This window comes from Kitasatospora sp. NPDC058162, assembly GCF_042884005.1.
GTDB lineage: Bacteria > Actinomycetota > Actinomycetes > Streptomycetales > Streptomycetaceae > Kitasatospora.
Genome location: NZ_JBHVUS010000032.1, coordinates 1 through 17,323 on the forward strand (window position 1 = coordinate 1; position 17,323 = coordinate 17,323).

A 17,323-nucleotide genomic window follows, 5' to 3' on the forward strand; every position below is an offset into this window, starting at 1 on the left:
CGGCTCCGCTGCCTCACCCCGGCGTCACCCCGGAGGACGAGAGCCCCCTCAGCTCTGCCCGTCGAGGAACAGCGCCCAGGCGAGGCACCCCAGCGCGGCCGTGCACAGCAGCGCGCGCAGCACGTTGAAGCGCACCCAGCGCGGCTCGAAGCGGCCGCGCACGGCCGCCGGGTCGGCGATCCGCTGCGGCGCGCCGGCCTTCTCCAGCTCGTCGTTCAGCGGGATGTTGATCGAACGGGTGACCCCGATCGCCGCGACGTACAGCACCAGGGCGGCGATCGTCGCGGGCAGCGCGTGGTGGCCGTCCGAGGGCAGGTGCAGGGCGACCGCGGCCGCCGTGGTGAGCAGGGCGCCGACGAAGCCGAGCACGAACCAGCCGTTCAGGATCGCCACGTTGACGCGCTGCATGACCTCGATGAACGTCCGGTCGTCGACCCGGGCGAGCGCCGGCATCACCGAGCACGCGTAGGCGTAGAACAGCCCGGCGGTCAGTCCGCAGGTGACAGTGGCCGCCACCAGGACGAGTGTGCGTGCCGTTTCCATCTTCGCAGCCCCTCTGTTCTCTTGCGCTGGGTATCGGTCCGTTCCCCGTGGGCCGATCATCCGGCATCCGGGCCGTTCGGACCAGCTCGATCGCTCAAGACCCTCTCAAATGACGAAGCGTCAAATGATGTCCTGCCGTCTACACTTGACGCATGGACACTCTGACGGGACTCCTCGACGGCCCCAAGGCCCGCGGCGCGTTCCTGCTGCGGTCGATCCTCACCCCGCCCTGGTCCCTGCGCATCGAGGACCGGGCCCCGCTGTCGGTGGTGACGATGGTCCGCGGCGACGCGTGGATCCTGCCCGAGCGGGGCACCCCGCTGCTGCTGCACCCCGGTGACGTGGCCATCGTGCGCGGCCCGGAGCCGTACACGGTCGCGGACGACCCCGATACGCCGGTGGACGTGATCGTCGGCCCCGGCCAGGTCTGCACCAAGGACGGGGTGGACGTCTCCGAGGTGATGTCGCTGGGCGTCCGCACCTGGGGCCAGGGGCGCGAGGGCGACCAGGCCTCCTCGGTGGTGCTGTCCGGGACGTACCAGGCCGAGCACGAGATCGGCCAGCGGCTGCTCGGCTGCCTGCCCGCGCTGCTGGTGCGCCCGGCCGGGACGGGCGCCGACGACACCCTGGTGCACCTGCTGGCCGCCGAGATAGGGCGCAACGAGCCCGGCCAGGAGCTCGTCCTGGACCGCATCCTCGATCTGCTGGTGGTCTCCGTCCTGCGCTCCTGGCTCGCTGCCCCGGACTCCGGCGCCCCCGCCTGGTACCGCGCCCAGCACGACCCGGTGGTCGGCCCGGTGCTGCGGATGATGCACGACGACCCGGCGACCCCGTGGACGGTCGCCGACCTGGCCCAGCGGGTCGGCGTCTCCCGGGCCGGCCTCGCCCGCCGCTTCACCGCCCTGGTCGGCGAGCCCCCGATGGCGTACCTCGCGGGCTGGCGCCTGGCCGTCGCCGCGGACCTGCTGCGCGAGCCCGAGTGCACCGTCGCCTTCGCTGCCCGCAAGGTCGGCTACAGCAACGCCTTCGCGCTGTCGGCGGCCTTCAAGCGGGTACGCGGGGTCAGCCCGCAGGAGCACCGCCGCTTGGCGGCGAGCGGGACGCCGGCCCAGCCGGTGGGCTTCTCCGGCCCGGCGGAGACGGTCATCCTGGCCGGCTGACCCCGGCGCGCCCCTCACTCCGCCCCACCTCTCCCCACCCCTCCCTGCACCCATTTCCCATTTGCCTAAATCATTTAGGTAACCCCATACTGCTCATAGGAAGCAGCGAGGGGAGAACCGGCCATGGCACGAGCAGGACTGAGCACCGACCGCGTGGTGCTCGCAGGCGTCGAACTCGCCGACGAGGTCGGCTTCGACCACGTCACCGCCGCGGCCCTGGCCCGCCGCCTCGGCGTCCAGACCGCCAGCCTCTACTCCCACGTCAAGAGCTCCCAGGACCTCAGGACCAGGATCGCCCTGTACGCCCTCGAGGAACTCGCCGACCTCGTCGCCGACGCCCTGGCCGGCCGCTCCGGACGCGACGCCCTCGCCGCCTTCGCCGACGCCTACCGCGACTACGCCACCCGCCACCCCGGCCGCTACGACGCCACCCGGCTCCGCCTCGACGCCGAGACGGCCGCCGCCAGCGCGGGCGTCCGGCACGCCCAGATGAGCCGGGCCCTGCTGCGCGGCTACGACCTCGGCGAACCCGCCCAGACCCACGCCGTGCGCCTGCTCGGCAGTGTCTTCCACGGCTACATCAGCCTGGAGGCGGCCGGCGGGTTCAGCCACACCGCCGTCGACCCGCGGCAGTCCTGGGACTGGATCGTCGACTCCGTCGACGCCATGCTCCGCTCCGCCGCGGCCCCGGACGGCCCGCCCCTCGACTCCGCACCACAGAACGAAGAAGCACGATGATCACCACACCCGTCACCGAAGCCCTCCTGCACGGCCACCTGGACGTCGAACACACCGGCCGCGGCCTGCTCCCGCACCGACTGCCCGCCAAGGCCCGCCGACAGATCCCCGACGAGCAGCTCGCGATGGCCGAGTCCCAGCCCTCCGGCGTCCGCCTCGCCTTCCGCACCCGCGCCACCACGCTGGCACTCCACACCGTCCCCACCAAGCGCGCCTACCCCGGCGTACCCGACCTGCCCGACGGCGTCTACGACCTCCTCGTCGACGGCCGGCCGGCGGCCCGGGCCACCGTCCCCGGCGGCAACCTGCGGACCGTCGACCTCACCACCGGCCGCACCACCCTGACCGAAGGCCCGCCCGGTACCGCCCACTTCACCGACCTGCCCGCCCACGACAAGACCGTCGAGATCTGGCTCCCGCACACCGAGACCACCGAGCTCATCGCCCTCGACTCCGACGCGCCCCTCACCCCCGTACCGGCCGGCACCCGCAACCGCTGGCTGCACCACGGCAGTTCCATCAGCCACGGCTCCAACGCCACCCACCCCACCGGCACTTGGCCCGCCCTCGCGGCCCTCGCGGCCGGCCTCGACCTCACCAACCTGGGCTTCGGCGGCAGCGCCCTGCTCGACCCCTTCACCGCCCGCACCATCCGCGACACCCCCGCCGAGCTGATCAGCCTCAAACTCGGCATCAACCTGGTCAACGCCGACGTGATGCGCCTGCGCGCCTTCACCCCGGCCGTCCATGGCTTCCTCGACACCATCCGCGACGGCCACCCCACCACCCCCCTCCTGGTCGTCTCCCCCCTCCTCTGCCCCATCCAGGAACACACCCCGGGCCCCCTCGCCCCCGACTTCACCACCGGCACCCTCCGCTTCCGCGCCACCGGCGACCCCGGCCCCGGCCGCCTCACCCTCACGGTGATCCGCGACGAACTGGCCCGCATCGTCGAAGCCCGCCGGGCCGACGGCGACCCCCACCTCCACTACCTCGACGGCCGCGCCCTCTACGGCGAGCCCGACTTCGAGACCCACCCCCACCCCGACGACCTCCACCCCTCCCCGGAAGCCCACCGCCTGATCGCCGCCCGCTTCACCCACCTCGCCCTCACCCCGGGCGCCCCCCTGGCCCCATGAGGCCGGGAGAGCCGCCGCGGCAGGGGCGAATCCCCCGTTCGGGTGCCGTCCCGGCTATCGTGTCGGGCATGACGTACCGGGTGCAGTACACCGTGGAGGCGAGGGCGACCATCGACGCCCTGCCCGTCGAACGCCGTGAACTCCTGGAGCGAGCGCTCGGTGTCCTCGCGCGGGACCCGTACCACAAGACCGCGACGGCGCCGATCGGCCCCGACGAGCACCTGCGCAAGGCCTACGCCGCACCCGGCGTGGTGGTCGAGTTCATGGTCGCGGACCACGTCCTGGTCGTCGTCGTGCTCCAGGTCTTCGACGAGCTCCAGTACCTGATCGAGGAAGCCGACGCCCGCTGACAGCGGTCGGCCCGATCACTCCGGTCCGATCTCGAACTGCGGCGGCCTGACGTCGCTGGCGCAGCCGGTCTGCGGGGTGCCGGGGGTGTCGAGGAAGGACACGACGATGCTCCGGGCGCACGGCGAGGCCGCGACCACGACGTGGGCGGTGTACGGGATCGTGACGGCGGTCGCGTTGGGCAGCGTCCGGGCGGCGTAGGCGCCGTTCGATGCGCCGGTCTGGGCGTCGAACCCTCCTGACAGGACCAGGGTCGGGATGTCGCTGCGCGTCACGTCCCTGACCGCGGGCGGTGCCGCCGGGATGTCCCAGGCGTGGCAGTCGCCCCGCAGGAAGGGCAGTTGCGGGCCCTGCGCCAGCACGGAACGCGGGAACGAGGGGAATGCGCGCCGGCCCGCCCGGATCACGTCGGACGGGTCCTCGTACGGCACCCACTCGCTGCAGAACACCCCGTAGGCCAGGCCCTGGCCGATCCTTCCGATCGCCTGCGGGCTGAGCTTGCCGCCCGCCCACTGCTCGGCGATCCGCTGCGGATCGCCGTGGGCCAGCTCGTCGAGGGAGCGGGGGACACCCGCGGCCACGTGGGTGGCGGAGGTCAGCCAGTTCACCAGCGTCCCGCCGTCGATCACGACCTCGACGGGCTCCTTGCTCGACGGGACCGTGACGCGGGTGGTGACCGGATCGGCCTCCAGCTCCCGTACGAGGTCGGTGAAGGTGTCCTCCAGGTCCGGGTAGCGGCTCGCGCAGGCGGGCTGCTCGGCACAGGCGCGGAACAGGCCGTCGAAGCCCTGCGCGGCGCTGCTCCAGGTCAGGGCGGCGCCGGCCAGGGACGGCGGGAGGACCCCGTCGATGCCGACCGAGCGGATCCCCTCCGGGTGCTCCCGCAGGTAGACGAGTGCGAGGTCGGTGCCGTACGAGATCCCGAACACGTTCCACTGCGGGATGCCCAGCGCGACCCGCAGGTCCGCGTAGTCGGCGGCGCTCTCGGTGCCGTTGTACGCGCTCAGGTCGACTCCGCGGGCCGCCAGTTCGTGCCGGCAGGTCCGGGTCGCCTCGACGTGCTCGCGGCCGGTGGACCGCGCGTCGTAGACGAGTCCGACGGAGCGGGCGGTGAACCGGTCGACGACCGGGCAGGTGAGTGCCGGATCGGCCGAGTAGGTGCCCCGTTGGGACATCAGGATCAGGTCGCGGTCCCGGTTGAGGCCGCTGTCGACGGCCAGTTGCGCCTCCCCGACGGCGTCGTCGCCGGGGCCGCCGGCCAGCCACACGACCGGGTCGGGTGCCGGTGTGCGCGAGAGTGCCGGCACGATCGCGACCCCGAGGGTGATGGTCCGCCCGTCGGGCTCGGCGCGGTTCTCGGGCACGGTGAGCGTCCCGCAGCGCGCGTTCTCCAGCGCGGGGACCGGCTCCGGCGTCCGGGGGCAGGCGCCGGGGGTGAAGGCGGCCGACCCGGCCGTCCGGGCGACCGTGCCGAGCGGCGCGGCCGGCCCGAGCGGGCGCGTGGAGGCGTGCGTCGGCATTCCCGGCACACCGGCGAGCAGGACGGCGCCCGCCGTCGCTGCGGCGAGCCGGCCCGGTAGCCCCGTCACGACGGGCCGTCGGTTGAGTCGATTGAGTCGATCAATGCGGTGAGCATGCTTCTCGGTCTCCTGGTCAGGGCGTGATCGTGAACGGCTTGGGCGCGAGGTCGGCGACGCAGCCGGTGTCGACGGCGGCCGGGTCGGCGAGGAAGGAGGCGAGGACGCGCTGGGCGCAGGGCGACTGCGGAGTCACCCAGTGGCCGACCCCCGGGATCCGCACGACGGTGGCCTCGGGAAGCGTCCGGGCTGCGAACCGTCCCCAGCGCGCCCCCGTCTTGGCGTCGAAGGTTCCGGAGAGCACCAGCGTCGGGACCGCGCTGCGGGCCGCCACGCGCTGGACGTTCGTCAGGTCCGGGACGTCCCAGGTGCGGCAGACCTCGCTCTGGTAGGGGAGTTGAGGCGCCTGGGCGAGGACCTGGTCCGGGAATCCCGGGAACGCCCGGCGCCCCGCTGCCAGCAGGTCCTCGGCCGAGCTGCCCGGCACCCACTCGCCGCACGCCACGCTCTCGGTCAGGCCGTAGGCGAACTCGCCGACGGCGGGGGTGGTGCCGGCCGCGCGGGCGGCGGCGAAGCGGTGCGGGTCGCCGTGCGCGAGCTCGTCGAGCGCGGCGGGGACGTCGGCCGAGGGGACGGCGTTGCCGACGAGGAGGTTGACCAGGGCGCCGCCGTCGAGGACGACCTCGACCTCCGGCCCGCCGCCGGGCGGCGACGCGCGCAGCGTCAGCGGCTCGGCCTCCAGCTTCCGCACCTGCCGCGCCAGCGTCCGGCCGAGGTGCGGGTAGCGGTCGTCGCACAGCGGCTGGTCGCGGCAGGCCCGGAGGATCGCATTGATCCCCTCCCCGGCGCTGCTCCAGGTCCACGGGAGGCTGACGACCTGCGGGGGGACGACGGAGTCGATCGTCACCGTCCGGATGCCCTCCGGGTGCTCGCGCAGGTAGGTGAGGGCGAGGTCGGTGCCGTAGGAGTAGCCGTACACGTTCCAGCGGGCGATGCCGAGCGCCGCGCGCAGATCGGCGAAGTCCGCGGCGTTCTCCAGGGTGTTGTAGGCGCTCAGGTCGACGCCGCCGGCCGCGAGGCGGTCCCGGCACTCGCCCATGGCCTGGACGAGGAGCTCCTCCGTCGGCTCCGCGTCGTAGCGGAGTCCCACCGCGCGGGCGTAGAAGCGGTCCACCTCCGGGCACGCGAGGTTCGGCACGGAGTGCAGCGTCCCCCGCTGGGCCATGACGATCAGGTCGCGGTCCCGGTTCAGCCCGGCGTCGACGAGGAACTGCGCGTCGTCGATCGCGTCGCTCCCGGGCCCGCCGGTCAGGTGGACGACAGGGTCCGGGGCGGGCGACGAGGACGCGGCCGGGATGATCGCCACGGCGAGCCGGATCGTCGGGCCGCCGGGTCGGCCGCGGTCCTCGCTCACCACCAGGAACCCGCAGCGGGCGCCCGCCAGCGCCGGAACCGGTCTCGGGGTCCTCGGACAGGCGCCGGGCACGAACTGCGGCGGCCCCGCCGAGCGGTCGCCCGGGGCGAGTGCGGACGCCGAGCGATGGCCCGGGGCGAGCGCCGACGCCGATCCGCCGACGGGGGCGCCCGCCAGCAGGACGAGCGCGCCCGCCACCGCGACGGCCGCCCGGAGCACCCGCCGCGCGCCGGTCCGCCGCGCTCGCGGGCGCCCCTCCGCCGGACCGGGGCCGGAGGATCCGCCCGGCGGGGTGACCGGTGAACCGGGCGTGCGTATCTGCTGCCGCTCCATGCGGGTCGTCCTCCGTCAGCCGGAACCTCCGGCCGGTGGAGCCGGACACATCGTGGTGGTCCCGAGCCTGCCTGCCCGTCCGCCACCGCGCACGGCGGGCTACCCCGGTCGGCTGGTGGGCCGGGCACCGGCGTGGCACGAGCGGCAGGCGCGGCAGCGCGGCAGGAGCCGCCGGGACACGGCCACCGGCCGCCGCCGGGGCCCGGCGTCCAGTAACGTGACAGCCAGTCGGCGGACGCACGAGGCGGGGGCGATGGACGGGGAACGCGAAGCGGCGGACCGGGCTGCGGCCACGGTCAGCAACGACCTGTCCACGAGCACCGTGCACGGCCCGGTGGTCCAGGCCGGATCCGTGCACGGAATCACCTTCAACTACCGTATGGAACAAGGCCCGACGGCCGGAGCCCGGCCCGACCAGGTGCCGCGGGCACCCCGGGCCTTCGTCAACCGCGACGCCGAGATCGCGGCCCTCGACGAGCTGTTCGCCGACGGCGGCACCGGCGAGGCCGACTGCGCGATCGGTGTGATCAGCGGACTGCCGGGCATCGGCAAGACGGCCGCCGCCTGCCGGTGGGCCCACCTGAACCGGTCCCGCTTCCCGGACGGGCAGCTGTTCGTCGACTTCACCGCGCTGCGGGAGGGCGCGGGGGCCGACGTCTCCGAGGCCGTCGCCGTGTGCCTGCGTTCGCTGGGCGTCACGGACCAGTACATGCCCGGCCGGCTGGCCGAACGGGTCGGCCTCTACCGCTCGCTCTCCGCGCAGCGCAGGATGCTGGTGCTGCTGGACGACGTCACCCGCCCCGCCCACGTCACCGCCCTGCTCCCGCACGGCCCGGGCAGCGCGCTCCTGGCCACCAGCACCCAGCGGCTCGGCGACCTCGCGGCCGACGGCGCCGCCCTCCTGCCGCTCGAACCCCTCGCGCAGACCAGCGCGTTGGAACTGCTGGCCCGGCTCTGCGGCCCCGGGCGGGTGGCGGCCGAGCCCGAGGCGGCCGCCGAACTCGCCCGGCTGTGCGGCGGTCTGCCGATCGTGCTGCGCGTCGCCGCCGGCCGCCTGCACACCCGCAGCAGTCTCACCATCGCTGCCCTGGTCGCCGAACTGGCCGACGAACACGGCCGGTTGAACCCCCTCGGCACGCCCTCCGACGACGAGGAGCACACCGTGTCCGCAGCGCTTCGACTCGTGTACCGCGACCTTCCCGCCGACGCCTCCGCGCTCTACCGGATCCTCGGCAGCCTGCCCGGCCGCACCTTCGACACCGCGGTGGCGGGAGTCGCCGCGGGCCTCAGCTGCGAAGCCGCCCGGCGCCTGCTGGACGTCCTGGACGCGGCGAGCCTGCTCGAGACGACCGAGGACGGCCGCTACCGCCTGCACGACCTGGTCCGCCTGCACGCCCTGAACGAACTGCGCGAGAGCGACCCGCCGGAGACCGAGCGGCAGGCCGTCGGCCGGGTCATCGGCCACTACCTGGTGCTCACCGCGCTCGCCGACCTCACCATCCGGTCCGACCGGCTGAGGATCACCGACGTACGGGCCCTCACGGCCGGGGCGGCCAACCCGTTCGCCGACGCCGCTGCCGACCCCGCGGCCGACGCCCTCCGGTGGCTGGAAGTGGAACGCCCCAACATCATGGCCGCGCTGCGCGCCACCGCCCGGTACGGCTTCGACCGCCCCGCCTGGCAGCTGGCCGAGCCCTTGACGGTGCTGTTCCTGCACCACCGTCACCTCGCCGACTGGCGGGAGTCGCTCACCATCGGCGCCGAGGCCGCGGCGCGCGACGGACAGGCCGCCGTCGAGGCCCGGCTGCGGAGCCTGCTCTCCCGGCCGCTCCTCGACCTGGGCCGGGACGACCTCGCGCAGGCCGAACTGGCCACCGCCGAACGCCTCGCGGAGTCCACCGGGAACCTCCTCCTGCGCGCCTCGGTGCAGGAGTTCCTCGGGCGGTACTGGCAGGCCCACGACCTGGGCAAGGCCGTCGCCGCGTTCCAGCGGTCGCTGGCCCTGAACGCCGAGGTCGGCGACCGGCGGGGGGAGGCCCTGGCGCGGTACTTCCTCGGCCTCGCCGTCGGGGAGGCGGGCGATCCGGCGCAGGCGCTGGAGACCCTGACGACCGCGTACGACGGCTTCCTGGAGGTCCGGGACGCCCGGATGGCCGCCCGGACGAGGGCCGACCAGGGCAGGATCCGGTGGCGGCTCGGCGATGTCCCGGGTGCGCGGCGGGACTTGACGACTGCCGCGGACGACCTCGGCCGGCTGCGCGCCGAGCACTACGAGGCGCTGGCCCGCGAGGACCTGGCCGCGCTGGCCGAGGAGGCCGGCGAGCCCGCGCACGTGGTGACGGAGCAGTTGCGGCGGGCCCTGGCCGTCTACGAGGCGGGCGGGAACCCGCGCGCGGCCGAACTCCGGGCCCGGTTGGGGGAGTCCGGGGCGGGGGAGTCCGCGCCGGGGGAGTCCGCGCCGGGGGACTGAGCGGCCTCCTGCGGCAGGGGGCGCAGCCCGACCTGCTGCACGGTCTCCCCGTGCCGCAGGGCCACGATCCGGTGCCCGAGCGGCTCACCGGCGCGCAGGCACGCGTAGACGAGCGCCGCGGCGACGGCCGGACCCGGGGCCCGTCCGGCCCCGGCGGCAGCTGGACCCCCTTCGGCCCCGGCGGCCGTCACCTCGAGGACCCTGCCGTCGCGCAGCCCCACCAGGCAGCCGCCCTCGAAGGGGAGCGCGGCCAGACGGGCGCCGGGGAAGTCGGCGAGCATGCCGCGGACCAGCCGGACGCCCGCCGAGAGGCCGTCCGCCCGCCGTTCGCTCAGCAGGACGGTGGCGCTCTCCACGAGCCGGGTGTCCGGTTCCCCGACGTCGCAGGCCAGGTGCCAGAACACTTGCTCGCTCTCGGAGCCCTCCTCGGCGACCGGGAGCGGGTAACGGCGCACGTCGACGCCGAGGCGGTCGCCGGAGCCGTCGACGGTCGTCTCCACGAACATCGCGGTCGGCCGGGCGGTCGCCGCGGGGGGAAGCGGGAAGGCCTGCACCCCGCGCACCGGGGTTTCGGCAGGCGCGAGCCGCAGCAACTCGTAGACCAGGCGCCGGAGTCGGGTCATCGCCTCACCGGGAACGGCGAAGGCCTGGTCGGCGACCTCGGCGTACCGGTCCGGCCGGTGGCCGGCGATCGCCGCCTCGACCTGCGGACGCGCGGGGGCGCCGACGTCGAACCCGGTCGCGACGCGCCGCAGGGTCTCGCCGGCGGTCCCCGGCACCGCCTCCGGCCCGAAGGCGCCCAGCAGGACCGGCCTGCCGACGGCCGCACCGTACAAGGTCACCGAACCGTGGTCGCCGATCAGCAGGTCGGACGCGATGACCGCCTGCTGCCAGCCGTCGGTCGGATCGACGACGTGGAGGCCCGCGGCGATCGCGGACCGGAGCATCACCTCGATCTGCCAAGCGCCGTGCACGGACCACACGTTGGGGTGCAGCACGAGCGCGACGCGGAACCCGTCCAGGGGGAGCCGGGCGAGCAACTCAGCGGGCAGCCGCGGGTGACGGGCGATCAGCGCACCCGGCCCCCAGGTCGACGACAGCAGGACGAGCCGCTGGTCGGGCAGGACGCCCAGGCGCTCCCGGTACCGCTCGCGCCACCGCGAACTGGCGGTCAGCCGGTCGAAGCACGGGTCGCCCACCAGGACGGTCCGCCCGGCGGTCGAGGGGCTGGCCTCCTCGGCCTGACGGGCCTGCTGCGGATGGGAGACGGTCAGCCACGCCCGGCGCGCCGCGAGCAGGCTGTCCCTGGCGAGCCCCGAGAGCCGGGTGCCGGGGTTCTCCGAGTCCGGCACCCACTTCTGGAAGCCGACACCGTGCGGCAGCACCAGGACCGGGAAGTCACCGGGAGGGTCGACGTTCTCGCTGGCCGACAGCAGCAGGTCGACCTCGACCTCGTGGAGCTGCGCCCACGGCATGGTGCGGCAGCGAAGCCTGCGCAGGAGGTCGAGGACGCCGTCCTCGAAGGCGGACGACGGGTCGTAGGCGAAGACGACGGCCACCCGGGGGTCGTCCGCGACCACGTCGGGGACCACGTCGAGCGCCCGCACCAGCGAGGTCACCGTCCGCGCGGCCACCACGAGCGTGCGCTCGGGCCCGAAGGTGCGCCACCGGTGGGCCTGGGCGCCGATCGGGGCGAGGATGCGTCTGCCCGCCTCAGCCGACTCCATGTGCCCACCTCCGCCCGGAGGAAGGATGGCACACCGACCGTCCGCGGACGCTCGCGGCTCGCGGCTCGCGGCTCGCGGCTCGCGGCTCGCGGCTCGCGCAGTCTCCGTACCATGACGCGGGTATCTGTGACAACGGTCCTGTCCGTCCTCGGCTATCGCAGCAGAGCTTAATGCTGAGCGGCCGGGGCGCGGGTACGGACCGGGGCCCGGGTGCCGACGGCCGGGGCCGGTCCGACGGCGACCGTGGTGTCGGCATGCCGGTGGCTCTCCCCGGCCAGGTCCGACACAGCGTCAGGTTCCGCTCGGAGCAGCCGAGTTGGAGCCGGGTCGGGAGCGGATTCCGTGGCCGGCCGCTAAGACCGATCCAGTCGACACATCTTGAACGCATTGCCTCCACAGGTCGCGGGGTGGTACGCGCGGCACTCCACGGCGTCGCCCCGTCCCGGTGGGGCCGCCGGCTCGGCGCCGCCCGCCGTTACCCACTGTTCAACGTGCGTCTCTGTGTGTTCATGACGTCCACGGGCCTACGCGTACCGGCGCGGGCGGGACGGCCCGGAGCGGCCGCTTGCCGACCATCGGCCCGCCGGGGGCCGGCCGTCTGGGCACCTGCGTTCAAGAAGATAACGAAAAGGTCCAGCTCGATCACTTCTTGGATTTACTTCTTGACTCAATCCGGCAGGTGCGGGTTGACTCCGTCCCACCCCGCCGCACCGTCGCGGCGACGTCAGGGAGGCACCCCCACATGAACGCAATGATGCGTCGCGCCGTCATCGCCACCGCGGCCGTCTCGATGGCCTTGTCCATGGCCGCGTGCGGCAAGGCCGGCAGCGACAAGAAGGACTCCGCCGCCTCCGGCGACAACAAGTCCATCGGCCTGCTGCTGCCCGAGAACGCGTCCTCGACCCGCTACGAGTCCTTCGACCGCCCGTTCATCGAGGCCAAGGTCAAGGCCCTGTGCGCCGACTGCAAGGTGCTCTACAACAACGCCGAGGGCAGCGCCGCCAAGCAGAAGCAGCAGTTCGACACCCTGATCGCCCAGGGCGTGAAGGTGATCGTGCTGGACGCCTTCGACGCCACCTCCACCGAGGGCTGGGTCAAGGAGGCCGCCGCCAAGGGCGTCAAGGTCGTCGCCTACGACCGCCTGGCCACCGGCCCGGTGGCCGCCTACGCCTCCTTCGACAACGAGAAGGTCGGCGAGCTCCAGGGCCAGGCCCTGCTGGACGCGCTCGGCCCGCAGGCCTCCGCCGACAACATCGTCATGATCAACGGCGATGACGCGGACCCGAACGCCGGTCAGTTCAAGGCCGGTGCCCACAAGGTGCTCGACGGCAAGGTGAAGAAGGTCGTCTACGAGCAGTCGGGCGAGTGGAAGCCCACCGTGGCCGGTCAGAAGATCGGTGCCGCGATCACCCAGTTCGGCAAGGACGGCTTCCAGGGCGTCTACTCCGCCAACGACGGCATGGCCGGCGCGATCATCACCCAGCTCCAGGGCGCGGGCATCAAGGTCCCCGTCGGCGGCCAGGACGCCGGTCTCGACGCCGTCCAGCGCATCGTCAACGGCGACCAGGCCTACACCATCTACAAGGCCTACAAGCCGCTCGCCGACAGCGCCGCCGAACTGGCCGTCGACCTGCTCCAGGGCAGGGACGTCAAGGCCGTCGCCACCTCCACCGTCGACAGCGCCACCGACAAGGGCATCCCGGCCAAGCTGCTCGACCCCAAGGTCGTCACCAAGGCCAACATCGCGGACACCGTGATCGCTGACGGCCTCTACAAGGCCTCCGACATCTGCACCGCCGACTACGCCGCGGCCTGCGCCGCCGCCGGCCTCAAGTAGCACCGAGCCGGACTGAAGCAGCACCGCCCGGGCGGGGCTCCCCGCCTCCCCGGGGAGCCGCCCGCACCGCGTGGCGGTCCCCGCTCCGCCCCGGCACCCCTTTTCGACGTTCATCCGCCCGCGCCGCACGGTGCGCGGGCCGGCCCGGCCGCCCCCGCGCCCCCACGGCGTGCACGCGTGCACGGGAAGAAGGAGATGGTTCACGTGACAGGCGCACCCGTACTGGCGTTGCGCGGGGTCTCCAAGCGCTTCGGCGCCGTCCAGGCGCTGACGGACGTCCACCTGGACGTCCACGCAGGCGAGGTGGTCGCCCTGGTGGGCGACAACGGCGCCGGAAAGTCCACGCTGGTGAAGACCATCGCTGGCGTCCACCCGATCGACGAGGGGACGATCGAGTGGGAGGGCGAGGCGGTCTCCATCGGCCGCCCGCACGACGCCCAGGCCCTCGGCGTCGCCACCGTCTACCAGGACCTCGCGCTCTGCGACAACCTCGACGTGGTCGGCAACCTCTTCCTCGGCCGCGAACTCAAGAGCTTCGGCATGCTCGACGAGGTCGCCATGGAGAAGCGGGCGCGCGAACTGCTGGACACCCTGTCCATCCGCATCCCGAGCGTGCGCATCCCGATCGCCGCCCTCTCCGGCGGCCAGCGCCAGGTGGTCGCCATCGCCCGCGCCCTGGTCGGCGACCCCAAGATCGTCATCCTGGACGAGCCCACCGCCGCCCTCGGCGTCGAGCAGACCGCCCAGGTCCTCGACCTCGTCGAGCGCCTGCGCGACCGAGGCCTCGGCGTCATCCTGATCAGCCACAACATGGCCGACGTCAAGGCCGTCGCCGACACCGTCGCCGTCCTGCGGCTGGGCCGCAACAACGGTGTCTTCGCGGTGGCCGACACCTCGCACGAGGAGATCATCTCCGCCATCACCGGCGCCACCGAGAACGCCGTCACCCGACGCCAGGCCCGAATCGCTGAGGAAGCCAAGTGACCACCGAACAGACCACGGCCGAGCCCGCACCGGCCACCCCCTCGGTCGATCCCCGTCTGCTCGTCCGCGAAGCCGGCCTCGCCGGCTACCTCGCCGAGTTCAAGCGGAAGATGAAGAACGGCGACCTTGGCTCCGTACCCGTCGTCCTCGGCCTGATCCTCATCGGCGCCATCTTCCAGGGCGTCACCGGCGACTTCCTCAACGCCGACAACCTCACCAACATCACCAAGTGGATCGCCGGCCCCGGCCTGATCGCCGTCGGCATCGTCTTCGTGCTCCTGCTCGGTGAGATCGACCTCTCGCTCGGCTCCGTCTCCGGCGCCGCCGCCGCGATCGCCGCGAGCCTGTCCGCGCGCTCCGGCTACAACGAGTGGCTCTCCTGCCTCATCGCCCTCGCCGCCGCCGTCGCCATCGGCGCCCTGCACGGCTTCTTCTTCGCCAAGATCGGCGTCCCGGCCTTCGTCGTCACCCTCGCCGGCCTGCTCGCCTGGAGCGGCCTGCAGCAGTACGTCCTCGGCGACAAGGGCACCGTCAACGTCGTCCACGACGGCGTGCTGGCCAACCTGGACACCTACTTCCTCGGCGACGGCGACGTCGCCTACACCTGGGGCCTCGCCGTCCTCGGCATCGCGCTCTTCGCCGCCGGGCAGCTCCTCGACGCCCGCCGCCGCAGCGCCGCCGGCCTCGCCGCGCGGCCGATGGGCGAGATCGCGCTGCGCACCGGCGTCCTCGCCGTCATCGCGCTGACCGCCGCCTACATGCTCAACCAGGACCGCGGCCTGCCGCTGCCCCTGCTCATCTTCCTGGGCGTCGTCGTCATCACCGACTTCGTCCTGCGCCGCACCAGCTACGGCCGGCAGATCTTCGCCGTCGGCGGCGGTGTGGAGGCCGCCCGGCGCGCGGGCATCAACGTCGCCTGGATCCGGATCTCGGTCTTCATGATCTCCGCCGGCATGGCGGCCCTCGGCGGCCTCTTCTACGCCTCCCAGCAGGGCTCCGCCGACAAGATCCTCGGCGGCGGCAACGTCCTGATGAACTCGATCGCCGCGGCCGTCATCGGCGGCACCAGCCTCTTCGGTGGGCGCGGCAAGACCTGGTCCGCCCTGCTGGGCATCCTGGTCATCCAGAGCATCACCACCGGCCTCGACCTGGTCCACGTCAGTCAGGCCATCCAGTACATGATCACCGGCGCCGTGCTGCTCGCCGCGGTCGTCCTGGACTCCGTCTCCCGCCGCACCCGCAAGACGGCGGCGCGCTGACCCGTCGTCACACCGTCGTCACGCCCGGCCCGGCATCCACCCCTGGATGCCGGGCCGGGCGCTGTCGTGGACCCGATCCGGCCTTGCGCGGACGGCGCCCTCAGCCGTCGGCGCCCAGCAGCTCCCGGGCCGCGCGGTGGAACGCCTCCGTGGCGGGCGTCGCGCGGTCGCGGTGGTGGAGCAGGCCCCACTGCACCGGGGGCGCGTCGGTCAGCGGGCGGTAGGCGATGTCAGGGCGGGGGTGGTAGCGGCGGGCCTGGGCGCCGAGCGGGAAGGCGGCCCGGCCCGCGCCGACCAGGGTGAGGATCTCGTTCAGGGTGCCGCCCTCCGGCCCGGAGGGGATCGGCCGCCCGGCCGGCGTCCGCGTCGGGACGCGGTCGGCGCGGAAGGACTCCGGTACGGCGGCGGGCAGTCGGACGAGCGGGATCCCGGCCAGCTCCTCCAGGGTGACGGCGTCCTGTCGGGCGAGCGGGTGACCGGCGGGCAGGGCGATCATCCGCGGCTCGCTCACCAGGACCGGACCCGGCACCAGGTCCGGCTCGCGCAGCGGGTACTCCGCGAACACCAGGTCCACCTCGCCCGCCCTCAACAGGCTTATGCGGTCGACAAGTTCGGCCTCCCGAAGGGCCGCCTCCCAGCCCGGCAGCCGGTCCCGGAACCGCTCCGCGACGCCGACGAGCAACTGCCCCGCCGCCGGGCCCGCGAACGCCACCCGCAGCATCCCGGTGCGGCCGTGCCCGGCGTCGGTCACCCGCCGGACGGCGGCGCCCACCGCCTCCCACGCGGGCCGCAGCTCCTCGGCCAGCTGCACCCCGAGCGCGGTGGGCTCCACCCGGCGGCTGGTCCGGACGAACAGCGGTGCGCCGAACCGGCGTTCCAGCTTCCGTACGGTCTGGCTGATCCGCGCGGTGGAGACGTGCAGCCGCTCCGCCGTCCGCCCGAAGTGCAGCTCCTCGGTGAGCGTCAGGAACGCCTCGATCTCGTACCGCTCCAGCACGCCGTACCGCCTCTCCCCGACCACCGCGTCAAGTCTCGCTTAACGATCGTTGCACAGCCTGCCGTTGATCGTCCGACCGCTCCGGCGGGAGGGTGGACCCATCGCCGAAGGACAGCCACCCGACCGGGAGTTCACCGTGTACGTCACCACCGACCGCGCCCTCACCGCCCCCGCCGCCGATCCGGCCGCCGTCGCCGCCGAACTGCGCGACCGGACCGAGGTCCTGGACGCCCTGCTCCGCTTCGGCCTCGGCCAGGACCTCCAGGACCGCGAGCTCTTCGCCTCCTCCTTCACCCCCGACGCCGAACTGGACTTCCGTCCCGCGGCCGCCGCCTGGGGCGCCGAGCCGCCGTTGATGACCGGCCGGGACCACATCGTGACGACCATCCTCGCCATGTTCGCCGGTCGGGTCACCACCACCCACCAGATCACCAACCCCCGCATCACCGTGGACGGCGACCGCGCCCGGCTCACCGCCCTCGTCGAGGCGCAGCACCTGCTGACCGCCGACCCCGCGACCCACGCGCTGCTGAAGAACCGCTACGACGTCGACCTGCACCGTGACGGCGGGCGCTGGCTGATGCACCGGGTGCGGATCGACAACGTGTGGCTCACCGGTGAGCCCCGGGCCATCTTCGGGTGAGCACGCGGGAGCCCCCGAGGCCCGTAGCGGCCAGGCCCGGCGTGGCCGTTCGTATCCGCCCCCTTCGTATCCACCCCTTATGATCCCGCCCGGGGGGAAGGTCGCCGAGCCGGTACGACACCGCTGTGTCCGCTCTCCCTTCGGCGACGCGGGC

At 73.7% G+C, this 17,323-nt stretch carries 14 protein-coding genes; 9 read left to right on the forward strand and 5 right to left on the reverse strand.

Going from position 1 to position 17,323, the window contains the following annotated elements:
- Positions 1 to 48: 48 nt before the first annotated feature.
- Positions 49 to 516, reverse strand: a complete 468-nt coding sequence (locus ACFVXG_RS35940) for a DUF1772 domain-containing protein (RefSeq protein WP_387933832.1) — start codon at positions 514 to 516, stop codon at positions 49 to 51.
- A gap of 179 nt (positions 517 to 695) precedes the next feature.
- Between ACFVXG_RS35940 and ACFVXG_RS35945 the strand changes: the two genes are divergently transcribed.
- The 4 genes from ACFVXG_RS35945 to ACFVXG_RS35960 all read left to right on the forward strand — a co-directional run bounded on the left by ACFVXG_RS35945 (position 696) and on the right by ACFVXG_RS35960 (position 3,930).
- Entirely contained in the window at positions 696 to 1,703 is a 1,008-nt protein-coding gene (locus ACFVXG_RS35945; protein WP_387933834.1) for an AraC family transcriptional regulator, read from the forward strand.
- Between the two features lie 123 nt (positions 1,704 to 1,826).
- The gene (locus tag ACFVXG_RS35950; protein WP_387933836.1) at positions 1,827 to 2,441 is read left to right on the forward strand and encodes a TetR/AcrR family transcriptional regulator; all 615 of its coding nucleotides are present in this window, start codon (positions 1,827 to 1,829) and stop codon (positions 2,439 to 2,441) included.
- The gene (locus ACFVXG_RS35955) at positions 2,438 to 3,580 is read left to right on the forward strand and encodes a GDSL-type esterase/lipase family protein (RefSeq protein WP_387933838.1); all 1,143 of its coding nucleotides are present in this window, start codon (positions 2,438 to 2,440) and stop codon (positions 3,578 to 3,580) included. The genes ACFVXG_RS35950 and ACFVXG_RS35955 overlap by 4 nt, the downstream gene beginning before the upstream one ends.
- 68 nt (positions 3,581 to 3,648) lie before the next feature.
- Positions 3,649 to 3,930: a hypothetical protein gene (locus tag ACFVXG_RS35960; RefSeq protein WP_387933840.1), complete on the forward strand. Its 282-nt coding sequence runs from the start codon at positions 3,649 to 3,651 to the stop codon at positions 3,928 to 3,930.
- A gap of 15 nt (positions 3,931 to 3,945) precedes the next feature.
- On the opposite strand, the gene ACFVXG_RS35965 is transcribed toward ACFVXG_RS35960, so the two are convergent.
- Together ACFVXG_RS35965 and ACFVXG_RS35970 are read right to left on the reverse strand one after the other, a co-directional pair.
- Positions 3,946 to 5,517: an alpha/beta fold hydrolase gene (locus ACFVXG_RS35965; protein ID WP_387933842.1), complete on the reverse strand. Its 1,572-nt coding sequence runs from the start codon at positions 5,515 to 5,517 to the stop codon at positions 3,946 to 3,948.
- A gap of 64 nt (positions 5,518 to 5,581) precedes the next feature.
- On the reverse strand, positions 5,582 to 7,252 hold the full coding sequence (locus tag ACFVXG_RS35970; protein WP_387933843.1) for an alpha/beta fold hydrolase: 1,671 nt from the start codon (positions 7,250 to 7,252) through the stop codon (positions 5,582 to 5,584).
- A gap of 253 nt (positions 7,253 to 7,505) precedes the next feature.
- Between ACFVXG_RS35970 and ACFVXG_RS35975 the strand changes: the two genes are divergently transcribed.
- Entirely contained in the window at positions 7,506 to 9,722 is a 2,217-nt protein-coding gene (locus ACFVXG_RS35975; RefSeq protein ID WP_387933844.1) for an NB-ARC domain-containing protein, read from the forward strand.
- Here the strand turns inward: ACFVXG_RS35975 and ACFVXG_RS35980 are convergent.
- On the reverse strand, positions 9,620 to 11,449 hold the full coding sequence (locus tag ACFVXG_RS35980) for a hypothetical protein (RefSeq protein WP_387933846.1): 1,830 nt from the start codon (positions 11,447 to 11,449) through the stop codon (positions 9,620 to 9,622). The genes ACFVXG_RS35975 and ACFVXG_RS35980 overlap by 103 nt on opposite strands.
- Before the next feature lie 742 nt (positions 11,450 to 12,191).
- Between ACFVXG_RS35980 and ACFVXG_RS35985 the strand changes: the two genes are divergently transcribed.
- The 3 genes from ACFVXG_RS35985 to ACFVXG_RS35995 all read left to right on the forward strand — a co-directional run bounded on the left by ACFVXG_RS35985 (position 12,192) and on the right by ACFVXG_RS35995 (position 15,529).
- On the forward strand, positions 12,192 to 13,286 hold the full coding sequence (locus tag ACFVXG_RS35985) for a sugar ABC transporter substrate-binding protein (protein ID WP_387933848.1): 1,095 nt from the start codon (positions 12,192 to 12,194) through the stop codon (positions 13,284 to 13,286).
- Positions 13,287 to 13,481: 195 nt separating this feature from the next.
- Entirely contained in the window at positions 13,482 to 14,270 is a 789-nt protein-coding gene (locus ACFVXG_RS35990; RefSeq protein ID WP_387933850.1) for an ATP-binding cassette domain-containing protein, read from the forward strand.
- Positions 14,267 to 15,529, forward strand: a complete 1,263-nt coding sequence (locus ACFVXG_RS35995) for a sugar ABC transporter permease (protein ID WP_387933852.1) — start codon at positions 14,267 to 14,269, stop codon at positions 15,527 to 15,529. Before ACFVXG_RS35990 ends, ACFVXG_RS35995 begins: the two co-directional genes overlap by 4 nt.
- Positions 15,530 to 15,629: 100 nt before the next feature.
- Here ACFVXG_RS35995 and ACFVXG_RS36000 read toward each other — a convergent pair whose 3' ends face one another.
- Positions 15,630 to 16,550, reverse strand: a complete 921-nt coding sequence (locus tag ACFVXG_RS36000; protein ID WP_387933853.1) for a LysR family transcriptional regulator — start codon at positions 16,548 to 16,550, stop codon at positions 15,630 to 15,632.
- Between the two features lie 112 nt (positions 16,551 to 16,662).
- Between ACFVXG_RS36000 and ACFVXG_RS36005 the strand changes: the two genes are divergently transcribed.
- Positions 16,663 to 17,169, forward strand: a complete 507-nt coding sequence (locus tag ACFVXG_RS36005; protein ID WP_387933855.1) for a nuclear transport factor 2 family protein — start codon at positions 16,663 to 16,665, stop codon at positions 17,167 to 17,169.
- Positions 17,170 to 17,323 lie beyond the last annotated feature (154 nt).